The following is a 17499-nucleotide window of genomic DNA, read 5'->3' on the forward strand; positions in this document are numbered from 1 at the left end:
TCAGAGGAGTCCCAGTTTGGTGGCGCCCGTTTGCGGGGCCGGTTCCGGCGTCATTGCGCCCTTGAGTTTGATCGTCAGGCGCAGGTCGTTGACGGAGTCCGCATTGCGCAGCGCGTCTTCATGGCTGATGGCGCCCGCTTCGTGCAGGTCGAACAGGGCCTGGTCGAAGGTTTGCATGCCATGCTCGCGCGACTTCTTCATCAATTCCTTGATCTCGTGCACCTGGCCCTTGAAGATCAGGTCGCTCATCAGCGGCGAGTTGAGCAGGATTTCCAGCGCCGCCTTGCGCCCGCCGCCTTCCTTGTTGGGGATCAGCCGCTGCGAAATCATGCCCTTCAAATTCAGCGACAGATCCATCAGCAACTGCTGGCGCCGCTCTTCGGGGAAGAAATTGATGATGCGGTCCAGCGCCTGGTTGGCGTTGTTCGCGTGCAGGGTGGCCAGGCACAGATGGCCCGTCTCGGCGAATGCGATGGCGTGGTCCATGGTGTCGCGGTCGCGGATTTCACCGATCTGTATCACGTCGGGCGCCTGGCGCAGGGTGTTTTTCAGGGCCGTGGCCCAGTCGTCCGTATCGACGCCCACTTCGCGCTGGGTGACGATGCAGTTGCCGTGCGGATGGATGAATTCCACGGGGTCTTCGATGGTGATGATGTGGCCATGGCTGTGCGCGTTGCGGTGGCCCAGCATGGCCGCCAGGGTGGTCGACTTGCCGCAGCCCGTGGCGCCCACCATGATGACGAGGCCGCGCTTGCTCATCACGATGTCTTGCAGGATGGCGGGCAAACCGAGTCCCTCCAGGGTGGGGATGGCGGTATTGATCAATCGCAAGACCATGCCTGCCTGGCCCATCTGCACGAAGGCGGACACGCGGAAACGCCCGAGTCCTTCCGGGCTGATGGCGAAATTGGCTTCGCGGCTGGACTCGAACTCGGCCGCCTGGCGCGCGTTCATGACGGCGCGCACGTAGCCGGCCGCCTGCTGCGCGGTGAGCGCGCCGCCCGCCAGCGGCGTCAGCTTGCCGTCGAGCTTGATGGCGGCGGGAAAGCCGGCCGTGATGAACAGGTCGGAGCCGGCTTGTGCGCGCATCTGCGCCAGCAGCGCGTGCATGGCGCCATAGTGTTCGTGCGTCGTCTGCATCGCTTATCCGGGGAAGTTTTCAGGCGACTTGGCGGCCGAGCGGGCCGTTTCCGCCGAGATGGTGCCGCGCCGCACCAGGTCGGCGAGGCACTGGTCCAGCGTCTGCATGCCCACGTTGCTGCCCGTCTGGATGGCCGAATACATTTGCGCCACTTTCGCTTCGCGGATCAGGTTGCGCACGGCCGGCGTGGCCAGCATGATTTCATGCGCGGCCACGCGGCCCGCGCCGTCCTTGGTTTTCAGCAAGTTCTGCGAAATGACGGCTTGCAAGGATTCGGACAGCATGGCACGCACCATTTCCTTTTCCTCGGCGGGGAAGACGTCGATGATGCGGTCGATCGATTTCGCCGCCGACGAGGTGTGCAGGGTGCCGAACACGAGGTGGCCCGTCTCGGCCGCCGTCAGCGCCAGGCGGATGGTTTCCAGGTCGCGCAATTCGCCCACGAGGATGACGTCCGGGTCTTCGCGCAGGGCCGAGCGCAGCGCGTTGCTGAACGAATGCGTGTGCGAACCCACCTCGCGCTGGTTGATCAGGCATTTCTTCGGTTCATGCACGAACTCGATCGGGTCTTCGATGGTCAGAATGTGGTGGTTCTGCCGCTCGTTGACGTGGTTCACCATGGCCGCCAGGGTGGTCGACTTGCCCGAACCCGTCGGCCCCGTCACCAGCACGAGTCCCCGCGGGCGCATGGCCAGCTCGCCGAAGATGCGCGGCGCGTTGAGGTCTTCCAGGGTCAGCACTTTTGAGGGAATCGTGCGCAGCACGGCCGAGGCACCGCGCTCCTGGTTGTAGGCGTTGACGCGGAAGCGGGCCAGGCCGGGAATCTCGAACGAGAAATCGCATTCCAGCGCTTCTTCATACGCCTTGCGCTGGCTGTCGTTCATGATGTCGTAGATCATGCTGTGCACTTCCTTGTGCTCGAGCGGCGCCACGTTCAGGCGGCGCACGTCGCCGTTGACCCGTATCATCGGCGGCAGGCCGGAAGACAGGTGCAGGTCGGAAGCCTTGTTGCTGACGGAGAAAGCGAGTAGTTCGGAGATGTCCATTTATAATCCCTGTGCCTGCATTGATGGGCTGGCGCACCGTGCCGCCGCCCCTATACACTAGAAAATGATTATGTCCACAATCGAACAGAACTTGCAAGCCGTGCGCGACAGTATTGCGCAGGCGGCCCTGGAGGCGCGGCGCGCCCCTGGTGACGTGACCCTGCTGGCCGTCTCGAAAACCTTCGGCGCGGACGCCGTGCTGGCGGCCGTGCGCGCTGGCCAGGCGGCGTTTGGCGAAAATTATCTGCAGGAAGCGCTCGACAAGATCGCAGCGGTGAAGGCGGCCGCGCCGGAGCATGCGCTGGCCTGGCACTTCATCGGCCCCATCCAGAGCAACAAGACGCGCCCCATCGCCGAACATTTTGACTGGGTGCATACGGTGGAACGGGAAAAGATCGCCGCGCGCCTGTCCGAGCAGCGTCCGGCCGGCTTGCCGGACCTGAATATCTGTCTGCAAGTCAATATCAGCGGCGAAGCCAGCAAGAGCGGTGTGACGCCCGCCGAATTGCCGGCGCTGGCGCATGCCGTGGCGCGGCTGCCCCGTCTGCGCCTGCGCGGCCTGATGGCCATTCCCGAGCCGGAAACGGATGTCGCCCTCCAGCGCCGGGCTTTTGCGCAATTGCGCGCGCTGTACGACCAATTGAAGGCGGACGGCCTGGCGCTCGATACCCTGTCGATGGGCATGTCGGCCGACTTGCGCGCCGCCGTGCTGGAAGGCGCCACCATCGTGCGCGTGGGCAGCGCCATCTTCGGTTCCCGCAACTATTCCTGATGAAGAGAGAACAAGCATGACGACAGAATTGAATATCGCCTTTGTGGGCGGCGGCAACATGGCGGCCGCCCTGATCGCCGGCCTGGCGGGCAAGCTGACCCTGGGCGGCAACATCCACGTGATCGACCCGCACGCGCCCGCGCTGGAAAAACTGCAGGCGCAATTCGGCGTCACCACGGCGCTTGCTGCCGGCGACGCGCTGCGCGGCGTGGACGTGATCGTGTTGGCAGTGAAACCGCAAAGCATGCGCGACGTGGCGGCGCAATTGCTGCCCTTCCTCGACGGGGAGCGCGCGCCATTGATCCTGTCGATCGCGGCCGGCATCCGCGCGGCGGACCTGTCGCGCTGGCTCGGCGATTACCCGGCCATCGTGCGCTGCATGCCGAACACGCCGGCCCTGATCGGCATGGGCATCACGGGCATGGTGGCCAGCGGCGGCGTCAGCGAAGAACAGAAAAAGATGGCGGATGCCATCCTGCGCGCCGTCGGCCAGACCGTCTGGCTGGCTGACGAAGCCAAGATCGACCCTGTGACGGCCGTGTCCGGCAGCGGTCCCGCCTACGTGTTTTACTTTATCGAAGCGATGCAGCAGGCCGCCGCCGAGCTGGGCTTGACGCCGGAGCAGGGCACGCAGCTGGCCATCGCCACGTTTACGGGCGCGGCGCAGCTGGCGGCGAACTCCAGCGAACCCGTGTCCTTGCTGCGCGAGCGGGTCACGTCGAAAGGCGGCACGACGTATGCGGCGCTCACCAGCATGGAAGAGAGCGGCGTCAAGGCGGCCATCGTCAAGGGCATCAAGGCGGCCGCGCAGCGCGGGCGCGAGATGGGGGATGAATTAGGTAAATAAGTGGGTGAGTAGTTAGATCACCTTGACGGCGCGGCCGATGTATAAAATCGGCCCCGTCGGCCGGCCCGTGGGCGAGCCCGTTGCCGGTTCCAGCGTGATTTCAAACAGCTGCTCCGGCTGCAGCGGCGGCAGCTTGTCCAGGGTCAGCTTGAGGCTCTGCCCCGGCTTGACCAGGCCCAGCGAGACAGGCGCGCCCCAATCCTTGCCCTTGGTCCAGAATTGCAGGGCTTTTTGTTGCGGCACGGCCGTCGGCCCCAGCGGGATCAGGCTCAGGTCGCGGTTCTTGCCGCCGCGTCCACCCGCCTGCACGATCCACCCCGGCGATTTATCCTGCGGCGCCACCAGCACCACCAGGTAGCCGGGTCCGCTTGGCGCTTGCAGCTGCACGGCAACGAGCACAGCCAGCGCGGCCGTGGCCGCCAAGCCGCCACCGGCCAGCACCCGCCAGAAGGCCAGGCTGTTCCACCATGCCCGCCAGCCGCCCGCCTGTCGCACGGCCGAAGGCGTCAACAGGCTGGCGCTGATGCGCGGCCACAGTTGCGCGGACGGCGTTTCTGCTGGCGCCAGCGTCGTCAAGGGCAGCAGACGCCGTTCCCAGGCATCGACGGCATCGCGCAAGGCGGCGTCGCGCGGCAAGCGCTGTTCCACTTCCGTACGCTTGGCCAGCGCCAGGGTACCGAGCACGTATTCGCTGGCCAGCCGCTGCAATTCCTCGTCGCTATTGATCATCCCATGCACTCCCGCAAGGCGGCCAGGCCACGCTTGACCCATGCCTTGACGGTTCCCAGTGGCGCTTGCAGGCGCTGCGCGATTTCACTGTGGGAACAGCCATCGACATAGGCGTACAGGATGCTGTTGCGCTTGGATTCGTCCAGGTGGCCGAGGCAATCGTGCAGCTTGCCCATGTTCGCCTGAAGGGCGTAGGCGTCCGAGGTGGCGTCGGCATCGTCGCCTTGGCGTTGGTGCAGCAGGGTTTCCACGGTATCCTCGTCGGCCGATATTTCATGGGCGCGGGCGCGCGCCACGTTCAGCGCCTGGTGCCGCACCACCACATAGATCCAGCCCTTGCCGCTGCCGCGCGTGGCGTCGAAGCTGCCGGCGCGGCGCCAGATGTTCAGGAAGGCGTCGTGCAGCACGTCTTCGGCCAGCGCCCGCTGGCGGACGATGCGCAGGGCCACACCGAGCAGGTAGCGGCTTTCCTGCTGGTACAGGCCGTGCAATGCCTGCTGCTCGCCCCGGGCGCAGGCGCGCAGGGCGGCATCGTAATCGTAGGGGGCGGCTTGGGCTGGCAAGGTTGGCGCAATCGTCAAGGATGAACGGTTAGCAAGTTTTTCATGCCAAGTATAGGCCAGAAACCCGCTTGCCAACCGTTGTTTTCCTGTTTCACAACGCCTAACAAAACCGTCGCGAGCGGAAGGGAGAGGTGGCTAAGAAGCGCAACCGTACTCTAGTACGGTGAGCATCGCAGGCCGCCTATCCCGACGCGCAGCAGGTTTTGATAGGTGTCGTTACGCGGCTTTCCAGAAGATGTAGTCGGCCTGGTAGGGCACCCACTGTTTGGCGCCGATGCTTTCCATGCCGCAGGGGCTGCTTGGCGCCACGCCGCCGCTGGTGGCCACGCGCTGGATGTAGCTGACGCCCTGCATGGCGCCGCGGCCCGTGGCCGGGTTGGCTTTCACCAGCTGATACGGGATGTTGCCCGCGCCGGCCGGTGCCACGGCCACCTGCGTCGCCGTCACTTTCGAGCCGTCCAGATTGGCCCAGGTGGCGGGTGGGCCGACATAGGTGCCGACCTGCATGCCGCTGCGGTCGTTCAAGGCCGCGTCAGGGCCCACGAAGACCCATTCATGGCCCGTCATGTCTTTTTTCGCCTTGCATTCGTAGGCGATCTTGCCCACGCCCACCGTCTGCATGGCGACTCGATGGCCATCGGGCACCTTGACGGCGTTCGGCAATTGTTCCTGCGAATAGCGGGCGCTCATGGGGGCACAGGCGGCCACGAGCAGGGCGGCGCACAGCACGGTGAGTGTAGGGGCGGTATGGCGTGGGGCGATGGTGGCAAGCATGGCGAACTCCTGGTAGTTGGCTCAACCGGCTGGTTGATACCATTACTACGCATGGGCCTGCCATTTGGATGCAGCCAGAAAAAAATAGTTTACGGCGGCGTGTCTTTCCTGCTGAACCGCCGCGCCAGCGCCAGCACGACGGGCAGGGCGGTCGTCGCGTGCTTGAGCAGCGCGCCGCTGGCCCGCAACAGGGGCAGGACGCGGCGCGGGCGCACGAGCAGCAGGCCCAGCACGGCGCCCCCTAGCATCAGGGGAATTTTAAAACGCGTGGCCAGGGTGTGGCGCAGATTGCCGCCCGTCAAAGGTTCCAGCAACTGGCGCGTCTGCACGCCCAGGGCCAGGCGCTGCAGCGCGCATTCGGCCAGCAGCGCGTCGCGCCGCTGCGCCAGGCTGGCGGCCGTGTGGACATGCGACAACTTGGTGGGATGCGTGGTCATGGCCGCTCCGCTCCCCGGCGGGCCAGCAATTGCAGCTCGTCCAGGTCTTTGTTCAGCTCGGAAAGTGTGAAGGACAGCAGTTTCGGCTTGCTGCGGAAGCTGGCGCGCACGCCCAGCAGGGTGGCGATGGCGGCGGCGATGAAGACGGCGGCCGTGATGGCGATGGCGGCGATGCGGTGCGTGTCCCAGAACAGCACGATGACGAGGAACACGATCAAGACCAGGCCGACAAACAGGCACAGCAGTGCCAGCATGGCCAGCGCCAGATAGGACAGGAAGCGCAGCGACTCTTCTTCCATTTCCACGGCCGCCAGGGCCAGACGGGTCTGGACGATGGCGGCGAGGGTCGCTGCGACTTGGGCGACATGGTGCACGATAGCCATATGCTGCCTTTCGCGTCAGGGGAGACGGCTTGCGCCGTCGGTGCTACCTAGCGGCGTGACGAGGAAAGCAGCAGGCCGAACAGCACGCCAACGACGGCGCCCGCGCCCACGGCTTTCCAGGGATTGTCCTGCACGTATTCGTCGGTGGCCTTGGCCGCCTTCTTGGTGCGTTCGAGCAAGTCCTCTTCCAGCTTGATCAAGTCTTTCTTGGCCGTTTCCAGGGTGGCGATGAACTTGTCCTTGACGGCCTTGACACTCTCGCCCGTCTGATCCTTGGCGCCATCGAGCCAGCCTTCCGCTTCATTGATGACGGTTTTCAAGTCGCCGACCAGTTTGTCGCGGGCCTTGTCGGCGTCGGCGAGGAGGTTGTCGCTGCTGGATTTTCCGGTATGTATCGAGCTCATGTATTACCTCATGGAAGTGAAACTGCACAGTGAAATACCAGTGTAGGCAGCTGCGGCCAGGCTGGTCTTGCGCCGCCTCAAGGGCTGCTGGGGCGCAAGAATCATTGCTTAACGGAACGCAAAGTCCAGCACCACGCCCGCAAACACCGCTGCTCCTAGCCAGTTATTATGCCGGAATGCCGCAAAACACGGCATCCGCTCGCGTGCGCGGATCAGGGTGTAGTGGTAAACGGCGCAGCCGGCCGCCACCAGCAAGCCCGCGACGTACCAGTAACGCAAGCCCAGGTACCAGCCGCATGCCAGCCACAGCAGCAGGAAAACGGCATAGCAGGCCATGACGATGGCCACGTCGTAGCGGCCAAAGGTGATGGCCGACGTCTTGATGCCGATTTTTAAGTCGTCGTCGCGGTCGACCATCGCGTATTCCGTGTCGTAGGCGACGGCCCAGAAGACATTGCCCACCAGCAGCAGCCAGGCGACGACGGGCACGGTATCCGTGATGGCCGCAAAGCCCATGGGGATGCCGAAGCCGAAGGCGATGCCCAGATACGCTTGCGGGATGGCAAAGAAGCGCTTGAAGTAGGGATAGGTGCCGGCGATGATGACGGCGGCCACCGACAATTGCTTGGTCAGCGCATTCAGGGGCAGGATCAGGCAAAAGGCCAGCACGGTGAGCACGCCGGCCACGGCCAGCGCTTCCTTGCCACTGATGCGTCCGCTGGTGATGGGACGGTCCGCCGTGCGCTTGACGAACTTGTCGATATCCTGGTCGGCGTAGTCGTTGATGGCGCAGCCTGCCGAACGCATCAGGAAAGTGCCGAGGGTAAAGATGAGCAGCAGCCGCCAGTCCGGCACGCCCTGCTGCGCCAGCCATAGCGCGCACAGGGTAGGCCACAGCAGCAATACGGTACCGATAGGCTTGTCCAGCCGTATCAGGCGGAAATACAGCGCCAGCTTGTTCATGGAAGACTCGATCTTGTTGAAGAGAAAGGTCGATTATCGCAAATAGTATGTCAATGTACTATTTTGCGCCTGGGGCGCTAGTCTTCGTCGTCGCAGAGCTGCGTAATCCCGGGCAAGTTGCAGCTGGCGATGGCCGCGCACAGGGCGTCGATGGCGGCCTTGCGCGTAAAACTCTTGCGCCACAGCATCACCACCCGGCGCGACGGCACGGGGTCGGCGAAGGGCCGGTATGCGAGCATGCCGTCGGTGGCGTGCATATTGGCGACGGAGGCGCGCGGCAAGACCGTCAGGCCGATGCCGCTGGCCACCATGTGGCGGATGGTTTCCAGCGAGGAACCTTCAAACGTGCGTTGCATGCCATTGCCGGGCGAAGAAAAACGCGCCATTTCGGGGCACACTTCCAGTACCTGATCGCGGAAGCAGTGGCCGTTGCCCAGCAGCAGCATGGTTTCCGATTTCAGGTCTTGCGCGGCGATTTTTGCGCGCGCCGTCCATGGATGGTGGCGCGGCATGGCGACGACGAACGGTTCGTCATACAGTTCCTGCATGGCCATGCCGTGTTCGGGCAGGGGCAGGGCCATGATGGCCACGTCCAGTTCGCCCTGGCGCAGCAATTCGAGCAGGCGAACCGTGAAGTTTTCCTGCAAGATCAAGGGCATTTGCGGTACCTGGTCTATCATGGCCTTGACCAGGGGCGGCAGCAGGTAGGGGCCGATCGTGTAGATCACGCCCAGGCGCAGGGGGCCGGCCAGCGGGTCCTTGTTTTGCTTGGCGAGTTCCTTGATGGCGGCCGTCTGTTCCAGCACGCGTTCGGCTTGCGCGATGATCTGCGCGCCCAGGGGCGTGACGGAGATTTCCGCGCCGCCCCGTTCGAACAGGACCACGCCCAATTCGTCTTCGAGTTTCTTGATGGCCACTGACAGGGTGGGCTGGGCAACGAAGCAGGCTTCGGCGGCATGGCCGAAGTGCTTCGCTCGCGCGACTGCAACGATATATTTCAGTTCAGTCAGTGTCATAGGGTGATTGGAACACAGGAAGTACTTACTTGCAATGAATGAAAGGTGGCGCAAACGTGAAACTGTGGCGCCGATGGCGTATTGTAGCGGATCGCCCCCTATAATGCGGGACCGGGCGGCGGAAGGAGAGGGCGATGGAACTGCGGATGCAGGCGCTGGAAGCGGCGATTAATTACTGGCGTGCCAGGCAACCGGCGCGCGGCAATGAATATGCGCTGTCGCTACCCGTCAGCCGCCTGGCCGGCGTGTATGCGCTGATGATTTACTACAGGCAAGATCACATCGCCGAAGAGGCCCTGGACCCGGCCGTCGTGGCCCTGATCGACGCCTGGCGCCGGGATGCCGGCGGCATCCAAGGCGATAGCCACGCCTGAGTGCGACCATGGCGTGACCCTATTTAACCCAACCAGAGATATCCATGCCTGACTTTGAAAACAAACTGTGCGGCCGTGACGAACTGCGCGCCCGCGCCGCGGCGCTGCCGAAACCGGTGGTGGTGACGAACGGCGTGTTCGACATCCTGCACCGCGGCCACGTGACCTATCTGGCGCAGGCGCGCGCGCTGGGCGCCTCGCTGATCGTTGCCGTGAATACCGATGCCTCAGTGAAACGCCTGGGCAAGGGCGACGACCGTCCCCTGAACAACTGCGAAGACCGGATGGCCGTGCTGGCCGCGCTGGAAGCGGTGAGCCTGGTCGTGCCGTTCTCGGAAGACAGCGCCCTGGAAGTGGTGCAGGAAGTCCAGCCGGAAATCTATGCCAAGGGCGGCGACTACGACATGTCGGCCATTCCCGAAGGCAAGGCCGTGCTGGCATATGGCGGCCAGGCCGTGGCCATCGATTTCGAGCATGACCGCTCGACCACCAAGTTGTTGACGAAAGTGCGGACGCAGCAGGGCTGAGGAACGTCGTCAATGTTTCCATACAGATAAAAAGACGTTACTATGAGAACTGCCAGGGCTGCGACTTCGTTGCGTCAGCCCCAGCGCGTTACACCGTCTGATATGCATTGCTAGTCATAGAAAATAAATGGATCATAAAACTTCTGGGGATTGGCCACTGCCTTCCGGCGTCTGGCATGTGGATGACGAGGGCGCGTGGACCATGCAGCGCAGCGCGGACGGCCAGAACGTCTCGCCCTTGGTGAGCCATGCCGATATCGGCAAGCTGATGCTCGCGCGGCGCCTGCCCGCAGCCGCAGGCGCGCCCGTGCGGGAGTTGCCGCCCGAATTCGCGTTCGACCCCGCGTCTGGCGCGGCCTTGCAAGTGCCGCCCGACACTTCCGTCACGCCGCCCTGGGTGCCGCCCTACGGCGCCTACCCCGTCAGCGACGTGCCGCCGGCCGGCCCGGCCGGCTTGCGCCAGGCCAGCGTGCCCCTGAAACTGGCCGACCAGCGCGCGCGTGAAGAGCATGCGCAGGCCGATGCCTCGCTGCCCATGCCGCCGCCCGGCGAATACGAATTCTTTTCCGCCCGCTTCGGCACCAGCGCGCCCGCGCTGCTGGCGCTCGATCCGCGCAAGGCCGTCTTGCACGCCTGGCTGCCCGCCTCGAAACGCTGGCTGACGCTGGACCCCGACTATGGCAGCTTGCTGGCCGAATCGGACCTGGCCCACGGCGCCTGGCGCGCCGAGCTGGTGCCGGAGTTCAATAGCGTGCTGGTCTTGCCGACCAGCCACGGCCTGGCCTGCATCCGTCCCGATGTGCCTTCGCTGACCTACGTGGTCGAGCACGTGGGCGGCGCGCCGTGCGCGGCCGCGCCCGTCTGGTTCCAGAACCGCCTGTGGGCGCCCCTGCGCGACGACGATGGCCGCATCCGCTTCGTCAACCTGGACGCCGCGCAAAAGCCGGGCAGCGACGTGCTGCTCGACGGCCTGGTTGAGCTGGGCGCCGTCAGCGCACCCGTCGCCTACAACCGCATGGCCGTCTGGCCTTGCGCCAACGGCCAGCTGCGCTTGCAGCTGCAGCCGGACGGCAACGTGGCCGCCTCGTTTACGCCGTGGCCCGAAGGACTGGTGCCGCACTTCGAATTCGGCAGCCCGTACGTGTCGCGCGATGGGGGACTGTGGCAGCTGTGCTTCGAGCGCAGCCGCGGCACCTATGTCTACGTGAAACTGGGCGCGCAGTCCGAACGGGCCGACGCGCTGGCCCCGCGCCTGTGTTCGGGCAGCTTCAATTACCGCTTCGCCACCAAGCTGAAAACGGCGCCGTGGGAAGAGCCGGAACACGGCGACGATGGCGGCAAGAACCAGGCCGTCATGCCGCTGCTCGAATCGAATGCTGGCAACAGCGTCTTCGGCGTGAAGTTCGCCACCAGCGCCGGCCTGTCGAGCGTGCTGCGCTCGAACGAGCGTCTGGCGGCGCAGCTGGTGCAGGACGACGAGTTGCGCGAAACCGTGTTTCACACTTTCGCCGTCAGCGAGCCGTGGCGCCTGCGCTTGTTCGTGCACGAAGGCACGCTGTGGGCGTATCACCCGCTGCTGTCGCGCATCGATGGCTGGGCCTTGCAGGCATGAAAGCGCGCGTCCTGATCGCGGCCTGCGCCGCCTTGCTCAGTGCGGCCGGCGTGCAGGCAGCCGGCATCCAGCAAGCTTTTCTCGTGCAAAACTCGGGTTGGATGGAGCCGTTCTACACGGATGAGCATTCGCAGCTGAAAGCCCTGGTGGGCGCCGTGGCGCAGGCTGCCACGAGCCCGTCCGACAAAGTCTATACGCTGGCCTTCAGCCAGAGCAGCGGCAGCAATGTGTCGCCCGCGCTGATCGGCCAAGGGCAGGGCGGCGCCGGCGTGGCGGGCCAGCTGGCCAGTCTCGGCCTGGCGCGCAAGAGCGCGGGCGGCGCGCTGGCCGACACGGACTTCCAGGAAGCCGTGACCAAAACCATCACGGGCCCGTTCCAGTCCGCGTCCGGCATCGTGTGGATATTTACCAATAACAAGAACAGCCCCAACAACGACAGCCAGACGGCCGAGCGCAACCGCGACTTTTACCGCTTGCTGCACCTGGAGCCGTCGATCACCAAGACGGTGGTGTTTCCGTTGCGCATGCCCGTGCAGGGCAAGCTGTACAGCGCCAAGGGCTTGATGGTGTATGCGCTCGCGTATGGCCAGCCGGCCTCCGAGGCTTTGAACCGCATCCTGGCCGAAGGGCGGCTGTCGCAAGTGCTGACGCGCCCGCCCGCGCGCTTGAAACCGGTGGACCAGGATGCCGTGCGCATCGTGCCCCAGTCCGTCAAGAACAGCGCCAATGTGCACGCCAGCCTGGGCCGCGACGGGCGCACCATCGTGCTCGACGTCGATGCGGCCAAGCTGGTGCCGCAAGTGGTGCTGCAGGCATCCTTGCAAAACATGTTTTTCCCGTACGTGATCGACAGCGCCAAGGTGCACGCCAGCCTGGCCGGGCAGAACGCGCCCCTGCACGTGGCGCCGGATCAGATCCGCCAGCTGCAGCCGGGCGCCAGCCAGTCCGTGCAGGTACAGTTCGCGCTGCCGATGGCGCAGATCCCGTCGCCGTGGTCGGCGCAGGCGATCGCCGCCATGGGCAAGCAGGTGCTGCTGCCGATGCGGGCGCAGGTGGGCTTGTCGGAACAGCGGCTGGCACTGGCGTCCAGCTTTGGCAAGGATTTGCAGGAACTGTTCCCTGGCGACCCGATTTCAGGCATGTTCACGCCGCCCGACAGCGTGCGCGCGTCGCAGGCGACGATACCGTTGCTGGTGCGCATACAGTATCCGCTGCTGCCCGTGCTGGTGATACTGGGCGGCGTGCTGGCGCTGGTGCTGGGAGTGCTGGTGCTGGGCCTGGTCAGCACGCGCGCCACGCGCTACAAGGTAATGGCCGACGGCGTGCAGCGGCAAGTGTTGTTGAAGCCGTTCAAGAGCGTGCAGATCCGCGACGATGACGGCCGCGACATTGGCGAACTCAAGCGTGGCCTGGGCAAGCCGTCCGTCGTGCGCGTGGCCGAAGGCCATGCCTTGAGCCTGGCCTGACAAGTATTTTTTTTTAAACTATTCAAACCCATCAGAGGCATACCATGGCGCAAGACACTCCAAAAGACAACACAGGTTTCACTTTGCCGGCCCCGGTAACGGCCCCGGCATCGGCGCCGCCCGCCGCGGACGCTGCCGCCGCGGCCAGCGCCGCCACCGCAACGACCGAAGCGGCGCCCGCGTTTGACGCCGCCGGCACGACCGATACCTCGTCGCGCGACACCCTGGTCGGCGGCGTGGTGCTGTTGCTGCTTTTCATCGCCTTTTTCTTTGCCAAGAATGCCTACGCGAATGGCCTGGTGGCCAAGCGCGTGCCGCCGAACAAGGCCAATGCCTCGGGCTGGTGGCTGTTCATCTTCCTGGCCAGCCTGGCGACGGGTGTCGTGCTGGCCGCCGTGAACGCGCATAAATTCCTCGCGCCATTGTTCATGGGCCCGCTGGTGCTGGTGGGCCTGGTTGCCCTGTTGTTGACCTTTACTTCCAGCCGCCGCTAAGAACACGCCGTTGCACGCATCATCGAAGGAATCACCATGGCAGAGAACCTGAACCAAACCATCACCGGCGGCGCCAGCGAGCGCAAGCAGGACAAGATCATCGAACTGCGCCCGACCCTGTTCATCGGCATCGGCGGCACGGGCATGCAGGTGCTGATGCGCGTGCGCCGGCGCATCCTCAATACCCTGTGGGGCGGCGCGGGCAACCGCACGCGCATCGAGGGCCTGGCCGACTTTCCCATCGCGCAATTCATCCATTTCGACCTGGACAATGGCGCCGTGATCGAAAGCGGCGAGTCGCAGGCGAAGGACTTGCAGTTCGACCAGGTGAAGTTCACGGACGATGACAAGGTGGTCGAATCGTTCGACATGGACAAGTACAGCCGTGATGAAGATTCCTTGGAAAAATATCCGCACATCAAGGAATGGCTGCCGCTGACGCCGCAGCGCATCCGCGAATTGCGTTTCGATATGAGCAGCGGCGCCGGCCAGATCCGCGCCGTGTCGCGCCTGTATTTCTTCGACAAGTACGCGAAGATCCGCGACAAGATCCGCTTGAAGTTGAAAGCCTTGAAGGCGGGCCTGTCGCACGAGCGCCAGCTGGCCGAACTGGGCTTGCGCATGGAAACGAACCGTTTCCGCATCGTCATCGTCGGTTCCGTGGCGGGCGGCACGGGTTCCGGCTCCTTCCTCGACATGGGCTTGCTGGCGCGCTGGCTGGCGCGCAGCGAAGTGGGCGCGGCCGACGTCGAGCTGATGCTGTTCTTGCCAACCGGCTACACCAAGGCCAACAAGGACCGGGTCGAGGCCAACGGCTATGCGGCGCTGATGGAGCTGGAATCGGCCATGATGGGCAACAAGGGCTATGTGGGCCGCTGGGATGCGTATGACCGCCCGGAACTGACGCGCGAGCCGTACAGCGAGGTGTACCTGATCGATTCGGGCAACCTGGCCCAGCAGCACACCAAGGATGTCAGCGACGTCTACCACATGGTGGCCGATTCGCTGTTCGAGGATTTCGCCTCCGCCGACTTCGCCCGCGCCAAGCGCTCGATCGCCGTCAACCAGGCGCAGCACAAGAACTCGCTGTACAACGCGCCCGTGCCGCAAGACCGCTTCGGCGACATGCGCCTGTATTTCTCGAAACGTTTCTCCTCGTTCGGCATGGCCGTGCTCGATACGCGCCAGGAAGCGGCGCGCGACGAGCGGGCCCACCGCTGGGCCGGCGCCATGCTGCAGGCGTTCTTCGGCGTGGGCGGCACGGATGCGGGCGCCAACCGCGCCACGGATACGCAGCGTGATAACTTCCTCGCGGCTAATATGTTCCTGAAGGGCACGCCGTTCAGCGATTTCCCCGAGTTTTCCGACAAGAGCATCGAACTGAAGCGCTCCAGTGGCGACTTCATCGATTTCCGCGTCGTCGATGAATTGCTGGAAGACCGCCACGGCCACTTGCTGGCCGGCGTGGAAAACCGCGTCAACACGCGCATCAACGATATCCGCACGGGTTTCGACCGCAGCGAATGGCCGGCGCAGGTGCGCGATGCCATGAAGCACCTGGAGCGCGATGCCGTGCGCGACCAGGATTCCACGGCCGACACGACGGAAGACCGCATCAGCAAGCGCCGCCGCGAAGTGCTGGAAGACGTCAAGAAAGTCGTGCGCGACCAGCTGTATGGCTACCTGGACAACAAGGAATTCGGCGGCCTGGAATACGTGCTGTCGCTGGTGGAACAGATCAAGGACCGCATCGAGGCGCCGGGCAGCGGCTTGACGGCGCAGATCGGTAACAATGCCGAGCGTTACCGCGAAATCAAGGAAGCCGTGCGTTCGCGCGAATACGAGCGCCTGCTGAACAACCTGGAGCAGACGCGCAGCACCTTCGGCTTCCTCAGCAATGGTGAAAAGCAGGCGGGCGTGGTGATGGATCACCTGCGCACGGAAATGGCGAATGCGCTGAAATTCCACCTGCGCGCCAAGGCGGCGGACGAGTCCGTCATCCTGCTGGGCGAGCTGTCGCGCTGGCTGGGCAACCGGGTCGGCGTCGATGCGCAAGGCCGCGCGCAGTGGAATGGCCTGGTGGGCGAGCTGCAATCGGGCCGCGACGGCGTGCTGGCCATGCTGGCCGAATTGAAAACGGCCAATACCATCCTGCAAAAGGACCTGGACAAGGAACACGCGACCCTGATCGTCATTCCCGTCACGGAAAAAGACATCGCGCTGCCATCGGCGGCCACTTTGCGCCAGTGGGCCGACGAAGCGTTCAAGGACATGGGCGGCTCGAAAGCGCTGTTCCCCATGTTGGGCGAACCGGCGCAGCGGGGCGTGATCCTGGCCAAGGTGACGCGCATGGCCGAGAACATGATCGCCACGGCGGGCTTGATGGAAGGCGCGACGAGCACGCCCGATCCCCTGTTCGAGGCGCTGGAACAGATGGATGTGTCCGAACGCCTGGACCGCTTCCGCAAGCTGCTGGCCTGCTCCATGCCATGGATCGACGCCAACATGGCGGGCGACTTCACGGTCGTGTCGGACCAGTTCAAGTGCGTGATCGGCGTGGCCAACGCGGCCGCCTTCAAGGCGAAATTCGGCGCCGAGCTTGAATCGTGCGTGCCGACCCAGGTGGGCATCACGGTGAGCCAGCTGGAAATCGTCGAGACGGGCATCCGCGGGCGCGCCGTCTGCTATTGCGAGCTGGCCGGCGTGCCGATGACGGTGCTGCGCGGCCTGGAAGGCTGGCGCACCAGCTACCGCAAGGAAGGCGACAATGACAAGGCGCCGACCCACACGCATATCGATCCGACGCAATTCACGCACCCGATCGCGCCGAACACGGACGAGATGAAGCGCCTGGCGGAAGACTTCGGCGAATTCCTGCAAGCGATCATGCTGGGCGTGCTGACGCGCCACACGGGCCGAGTCGTGCCGCCGGGCCAGTACCAGTTTGCCGTCGAGCCGGGCGACTTGCGTCGCATCGGCAATGAGCGGGCCATCCGCCAGAACGGCATGCCGGCCTCGTACGAGAAGAATATCGCCCTGCGCATCGAGGAAAAATTGACGGCGCTTGACGCCGTGCAGACGGCCGCCATGGCGGCGCTGGCAAAATACTATGAACGCACGGTGTATGCGCCCAAGCTGGTGGCGCAGGCCGATGGTTCGCAGCTGCCGTACGTCGGTTTTGGCAGCGCCATTTCCGCCGAACTGGGCGCGCGCCTGCGCGAGTCGGCGCGCCGCAAGGGCATGGCCAGCGATGAGCTCGACCGCACGGTGCAAGCCTTGCTGGGACGGTTGAAGGAGTGGGCGAACGTCATCGGCGACTCCGACGGCGACGCCTACGACTGGGAAGTGCGCGAGCCGGAAGCGGACGGCCAGCCCCGTTTGAAATACGCGATCAAGGGGGAAATGCTGGAAGCGGGGCGCCTCGAGCAATTGCTGCGCCCGGCTGCCGCGGCGGCCGCCCCGGCGGCACCCGCGTTCGGCATGGCGCCGCCACCGCTGGGCGGCATGCCGCCGCCCCTGGTGGAATACCAGTATTTCCTGGGCATTAACGGCCAGCAGCAGGGGCCGTTCACGGCCCAGCAGGTCGTGCAGTACGTGCAGGCGGGGCAGGTCGTACCCGGCACCACCAAGGTGTGGCGCGCCGGCTTGCCGGCCTGGGTCGACCTGGCCCAGTTCCCCGAACTGGCGCCCTTGTTCCTCAGCGCGCCGCCACCGTTGATGCCGCCGCCCCTGGGTTAGTGCCGGAATGCTGGAATGACGTTGGAATGAAGGATTAGTTTTGGATATCTGCAACAAATGCAAGACGGGCCTGTGGACCGTTGTCAGCCATTGCCCGTACTGCGGGCAGGCGCAGGCTGGCGCTGCCCGGCCAGCCGCGGCCGTGCCGCCGCCGTTGCCGGCCGCGTCCGCGCCGAGGCCTGCGCCAGTAGCGCCGCCACCTGCGCCCAAGCC

18 protein-coding genes are annotated in these 17499 nt (G+C 64.8%); 8 read left to right on the forward strand and 10 right to left on the reverse strand.

Annotation, left to right across the window (positions count from 1 at the left end):
* Both GCN78_RS21995 and GCN78_RS22000 read right to left on the reverse strand, forming a co-directional pair.
* Entirely contained in the window at window positions 1–1140 is a 1140-nt protein-coding gene (locus tag GCN78_RS21995; RefSeq protein ID WP_193316822.1) for a PilT/PilU family type 4a pilus ATPase, read from the reverse strand.
* 3 nt (window positions 1141–1143) lie between these two features.
* Window positions 1144–2187, reverse strand: coding sequence for a type IV pilus twitching motility protein PilT (locus tag GCN78_RS22000; protein ID WP_152253599.1), 1044 nt, complete (start codon window positions 2185–2187; stop codon window positions 1144–1146).
* 70 nt (window positions 2188–2257) lie between these two features.
* On the opposite strand from GCN78_RS22000, the gene GCN78_RS22005 reads away from it, so the two are divergent.
* A complete protein-coding gene (locus GCN78_RS22005) occupies window positions 2258–2959 on the forward strand; it encodes a YggS family pyridoxal phosphate-dependent enzyme (protein WP_152253600.1) in 702 nt (233 codons plus the stop codon).
* A gap of 16 nt (window positions 2960–2975) precedes the next feature.
* Window positions 2976–3806, forward strand: coding sequence for a pyrroline-5-carboxylate reductase (gene proC, locus GCN78_RS22010; RefSeq protein ID WP_152253601.1), 831 nt, complete (start codon window positions 2976–2978; stop codon window positions 3804–3806).
* Between the two features lie 12 nt (window positions 3807–3818).
* Here the strand turns inward: proC and GCN78_RS22015 are convergent, their stop codons facing one another.
* The 8 genes from GCN78_RS22015 to GCN78_RS22050 all read right to left on the reverse strand — a co-directional run bounded on the left by GCN78_RS22015 (window position 3819) and on the right by GCN78_RS22050 (window position 9075).
* Window positions 3819–4535 carry an anti-sigma factor gene (locus tag GCN78_RS22015; protein WP_152253602.1) on the reverse strand — a complete coding sequence of 239 codons (717 nt, stop codon included), beginning with the start codon at window positions 4533–4535 and terminating at the stop codon, window positions 3819–3821.
* On the reverse strand, window positions 4532–5098 hold the full coding sequence (locus GCN78_RS22020) for a sigma-70 family RNA polymerase sigma factor (RefSeq protein WP_152253603.1): 567 nt from the start codon (window positions 5096–5098) through the stop codon (window positions 4532–4534). The genes GCN78_RS22015 and GCN78_RS22020 overlap by 4 nt, the downstream gene beginning before the upstream one ends.
* A 216-nt stretch (window positions 5099–5314) precedes the next feature.
* Complete coding sequence (locus tag GCN78_RS22025) at window positions 5315–5872, reverse strand: DUF3455 domain-containing protein (RefSeq protein WP_152253604.1); 558 nt, start codon at window positions 5870–5872, stop codon at window positions 5315–5317.
* Window positions 5873–5961: 89 nt separating this feature from the next.
* The gene (locus tag GCN78_RS22030) at window positions 5962–6309 is read right to left on the reverse strand and encodes a hypothetical protein (protein ID WP_152253605.1); all 348 of its coding nucleotides are present in this window, start codon (window positions 6307–6309) and stop codon (window positions 5962–5964) included.
* Window positions 6306–6692 (reverse strand): phage holin family protein, encoded by a 387-nt coding sequence (locus tag GCN78_RS22035; protein WP_152253606.1) that lies wholly within the window; start codon window positions 6690–6692, stop codon window positions 6306–6308. Before GCN78_RS22035 ends, GCN78_RS22030 begins: the two co-directional genes overlap by 4 nt.
* Window positions 6693–6739: 47 nt before the next feature.
* The gene (locus GCN78_RS22040) at window positions 6740–7096 is read right to left on the reverse strand and encodes an ElaB/YgaM/YqjD family protein (RefSeq protein WP_152253607.1); all 357 of its coding nucleotides are present in this window, start codon (window positions 7094–7096) and stop codon (window positions 6740–6742) included.
* A gap of 108 nt (window positions 7097–7204) precedes the next feature.
* Window positions 7205–8059 carry a 4-hydroxybenzoate octaprenyltransferase gene (ubiA, locus tag GCN78_RS22045; RefSeq protein WP_152253608.1) on the reverse strand — a complete coding sequence of 285 codons (855 nt, stop codon included), beginning with the start codon at window positions 8057–8059 and terminating at the stop codon, window positions 7205–7207.
* Window positions 8060–8136: 77 nt separating this feature from the next.
* The gene (locus GCN78_RS22050) at window positions 8137–9075 is read right to left on the reverse strand and encodes a hydrogen peroxide-inducible genes activator (protein WP_152253609.1); all 939 of its coding nucleotides are present in this window, start codon (window positions 9073–9075) and stop codon (window positions 8137–8139) included.
* Window positions 9076–9209: 134 nt separating this feature from the next.
* Here GCN78_RS22050 and GCN78_RS22055 point away from each other — a divergent pair, with 134 nt between their 5' ends.
* From GCN78_RS22055 to GCN78_RS22080, 6 genes are all read left to right on the forward strand, one after another.
* Window positions 9210–9449: a DUF3717 domain-containing protein gene (locus GCN78_RS22055; protein ID WP_152253610.1), complete on the forward strand. Its 240-nt coding sequence runs from the start codon at window positions 9210–9212 to the stop codon at window positions 9447–9449.
* Between the two features lie 44 nt (window positions 9450–9493).
* Entirely contained in the window at window positions 9494–9976 is a 483-nt protein-coding gene (gene rfaE2, locus GCN78_RS22060) for a D-glycero-beta-D-manno-heptose 1-phosphate adenylyltransferase (protein ID WP_152253611.1), read from the forward strand.
* A 178-nt stretch (window positions 9977–10154) separates the two neighbouring features.
* Complete coding sequence (locus tag GCN78_RS22065; protein WP_152253612.1) at window positions 10155–11588, forward strand: hypothetical protein; 1434 nt, start codon at window positions 10155–10157, stop codon at window positions 11586–11588.
* A complete protein-coding gene (locus tag GCN78_RS22070; RefSeq protein WP_152253613.1) occupies window positions 11585–13054 on the forward strand; it encodes a hypothetical protein in 1470 nt (489 codons plus the stop codon). Before GCN78_RS22065 ends, GCN78_RS22070 begins: the two co-directional genes overlap by 4 nt.
* A gap of 44 nt (window positions 13055–13098) precedes the next feature.
* Window positions 13099–13548 carry a hypothetical protein gene (locus GCN78_RS22075; RefSeq protein WP_152253614.1) on the forward strand — a complete coding sequence of 150 codons (450 nt, stop codon included), beginning with the start codon at window positions 13099–13101 and terminating at the stop codon, window positions 13546–13548.
* A gap of 36 nt (window positions 13549–13584) precedes the next feature.
* On the forward strand, window positions 13585–17286 hold the full coding sequence (locus GCN78_RS22080) for a tubulin-like doman-containing protein (RefSeq protein ID WP_152253615.1): 3702 nt from the start codon (window positions 13585–13587) through the stop codon (window positions 17284–17286).
* Window positions 17287–17499 lie beyond the last annotated feature (213 nt).

The sequence above is a fragment of the Janthinobacterium rivuli genome, assembly GCF_009208735.1.
Taxonomy (GTDB): Bacteria; Pseudomonadota; Gammaproteobacteria; order Burkholderiales; family Burkholderiaceae_D; genus Janthinobacterium.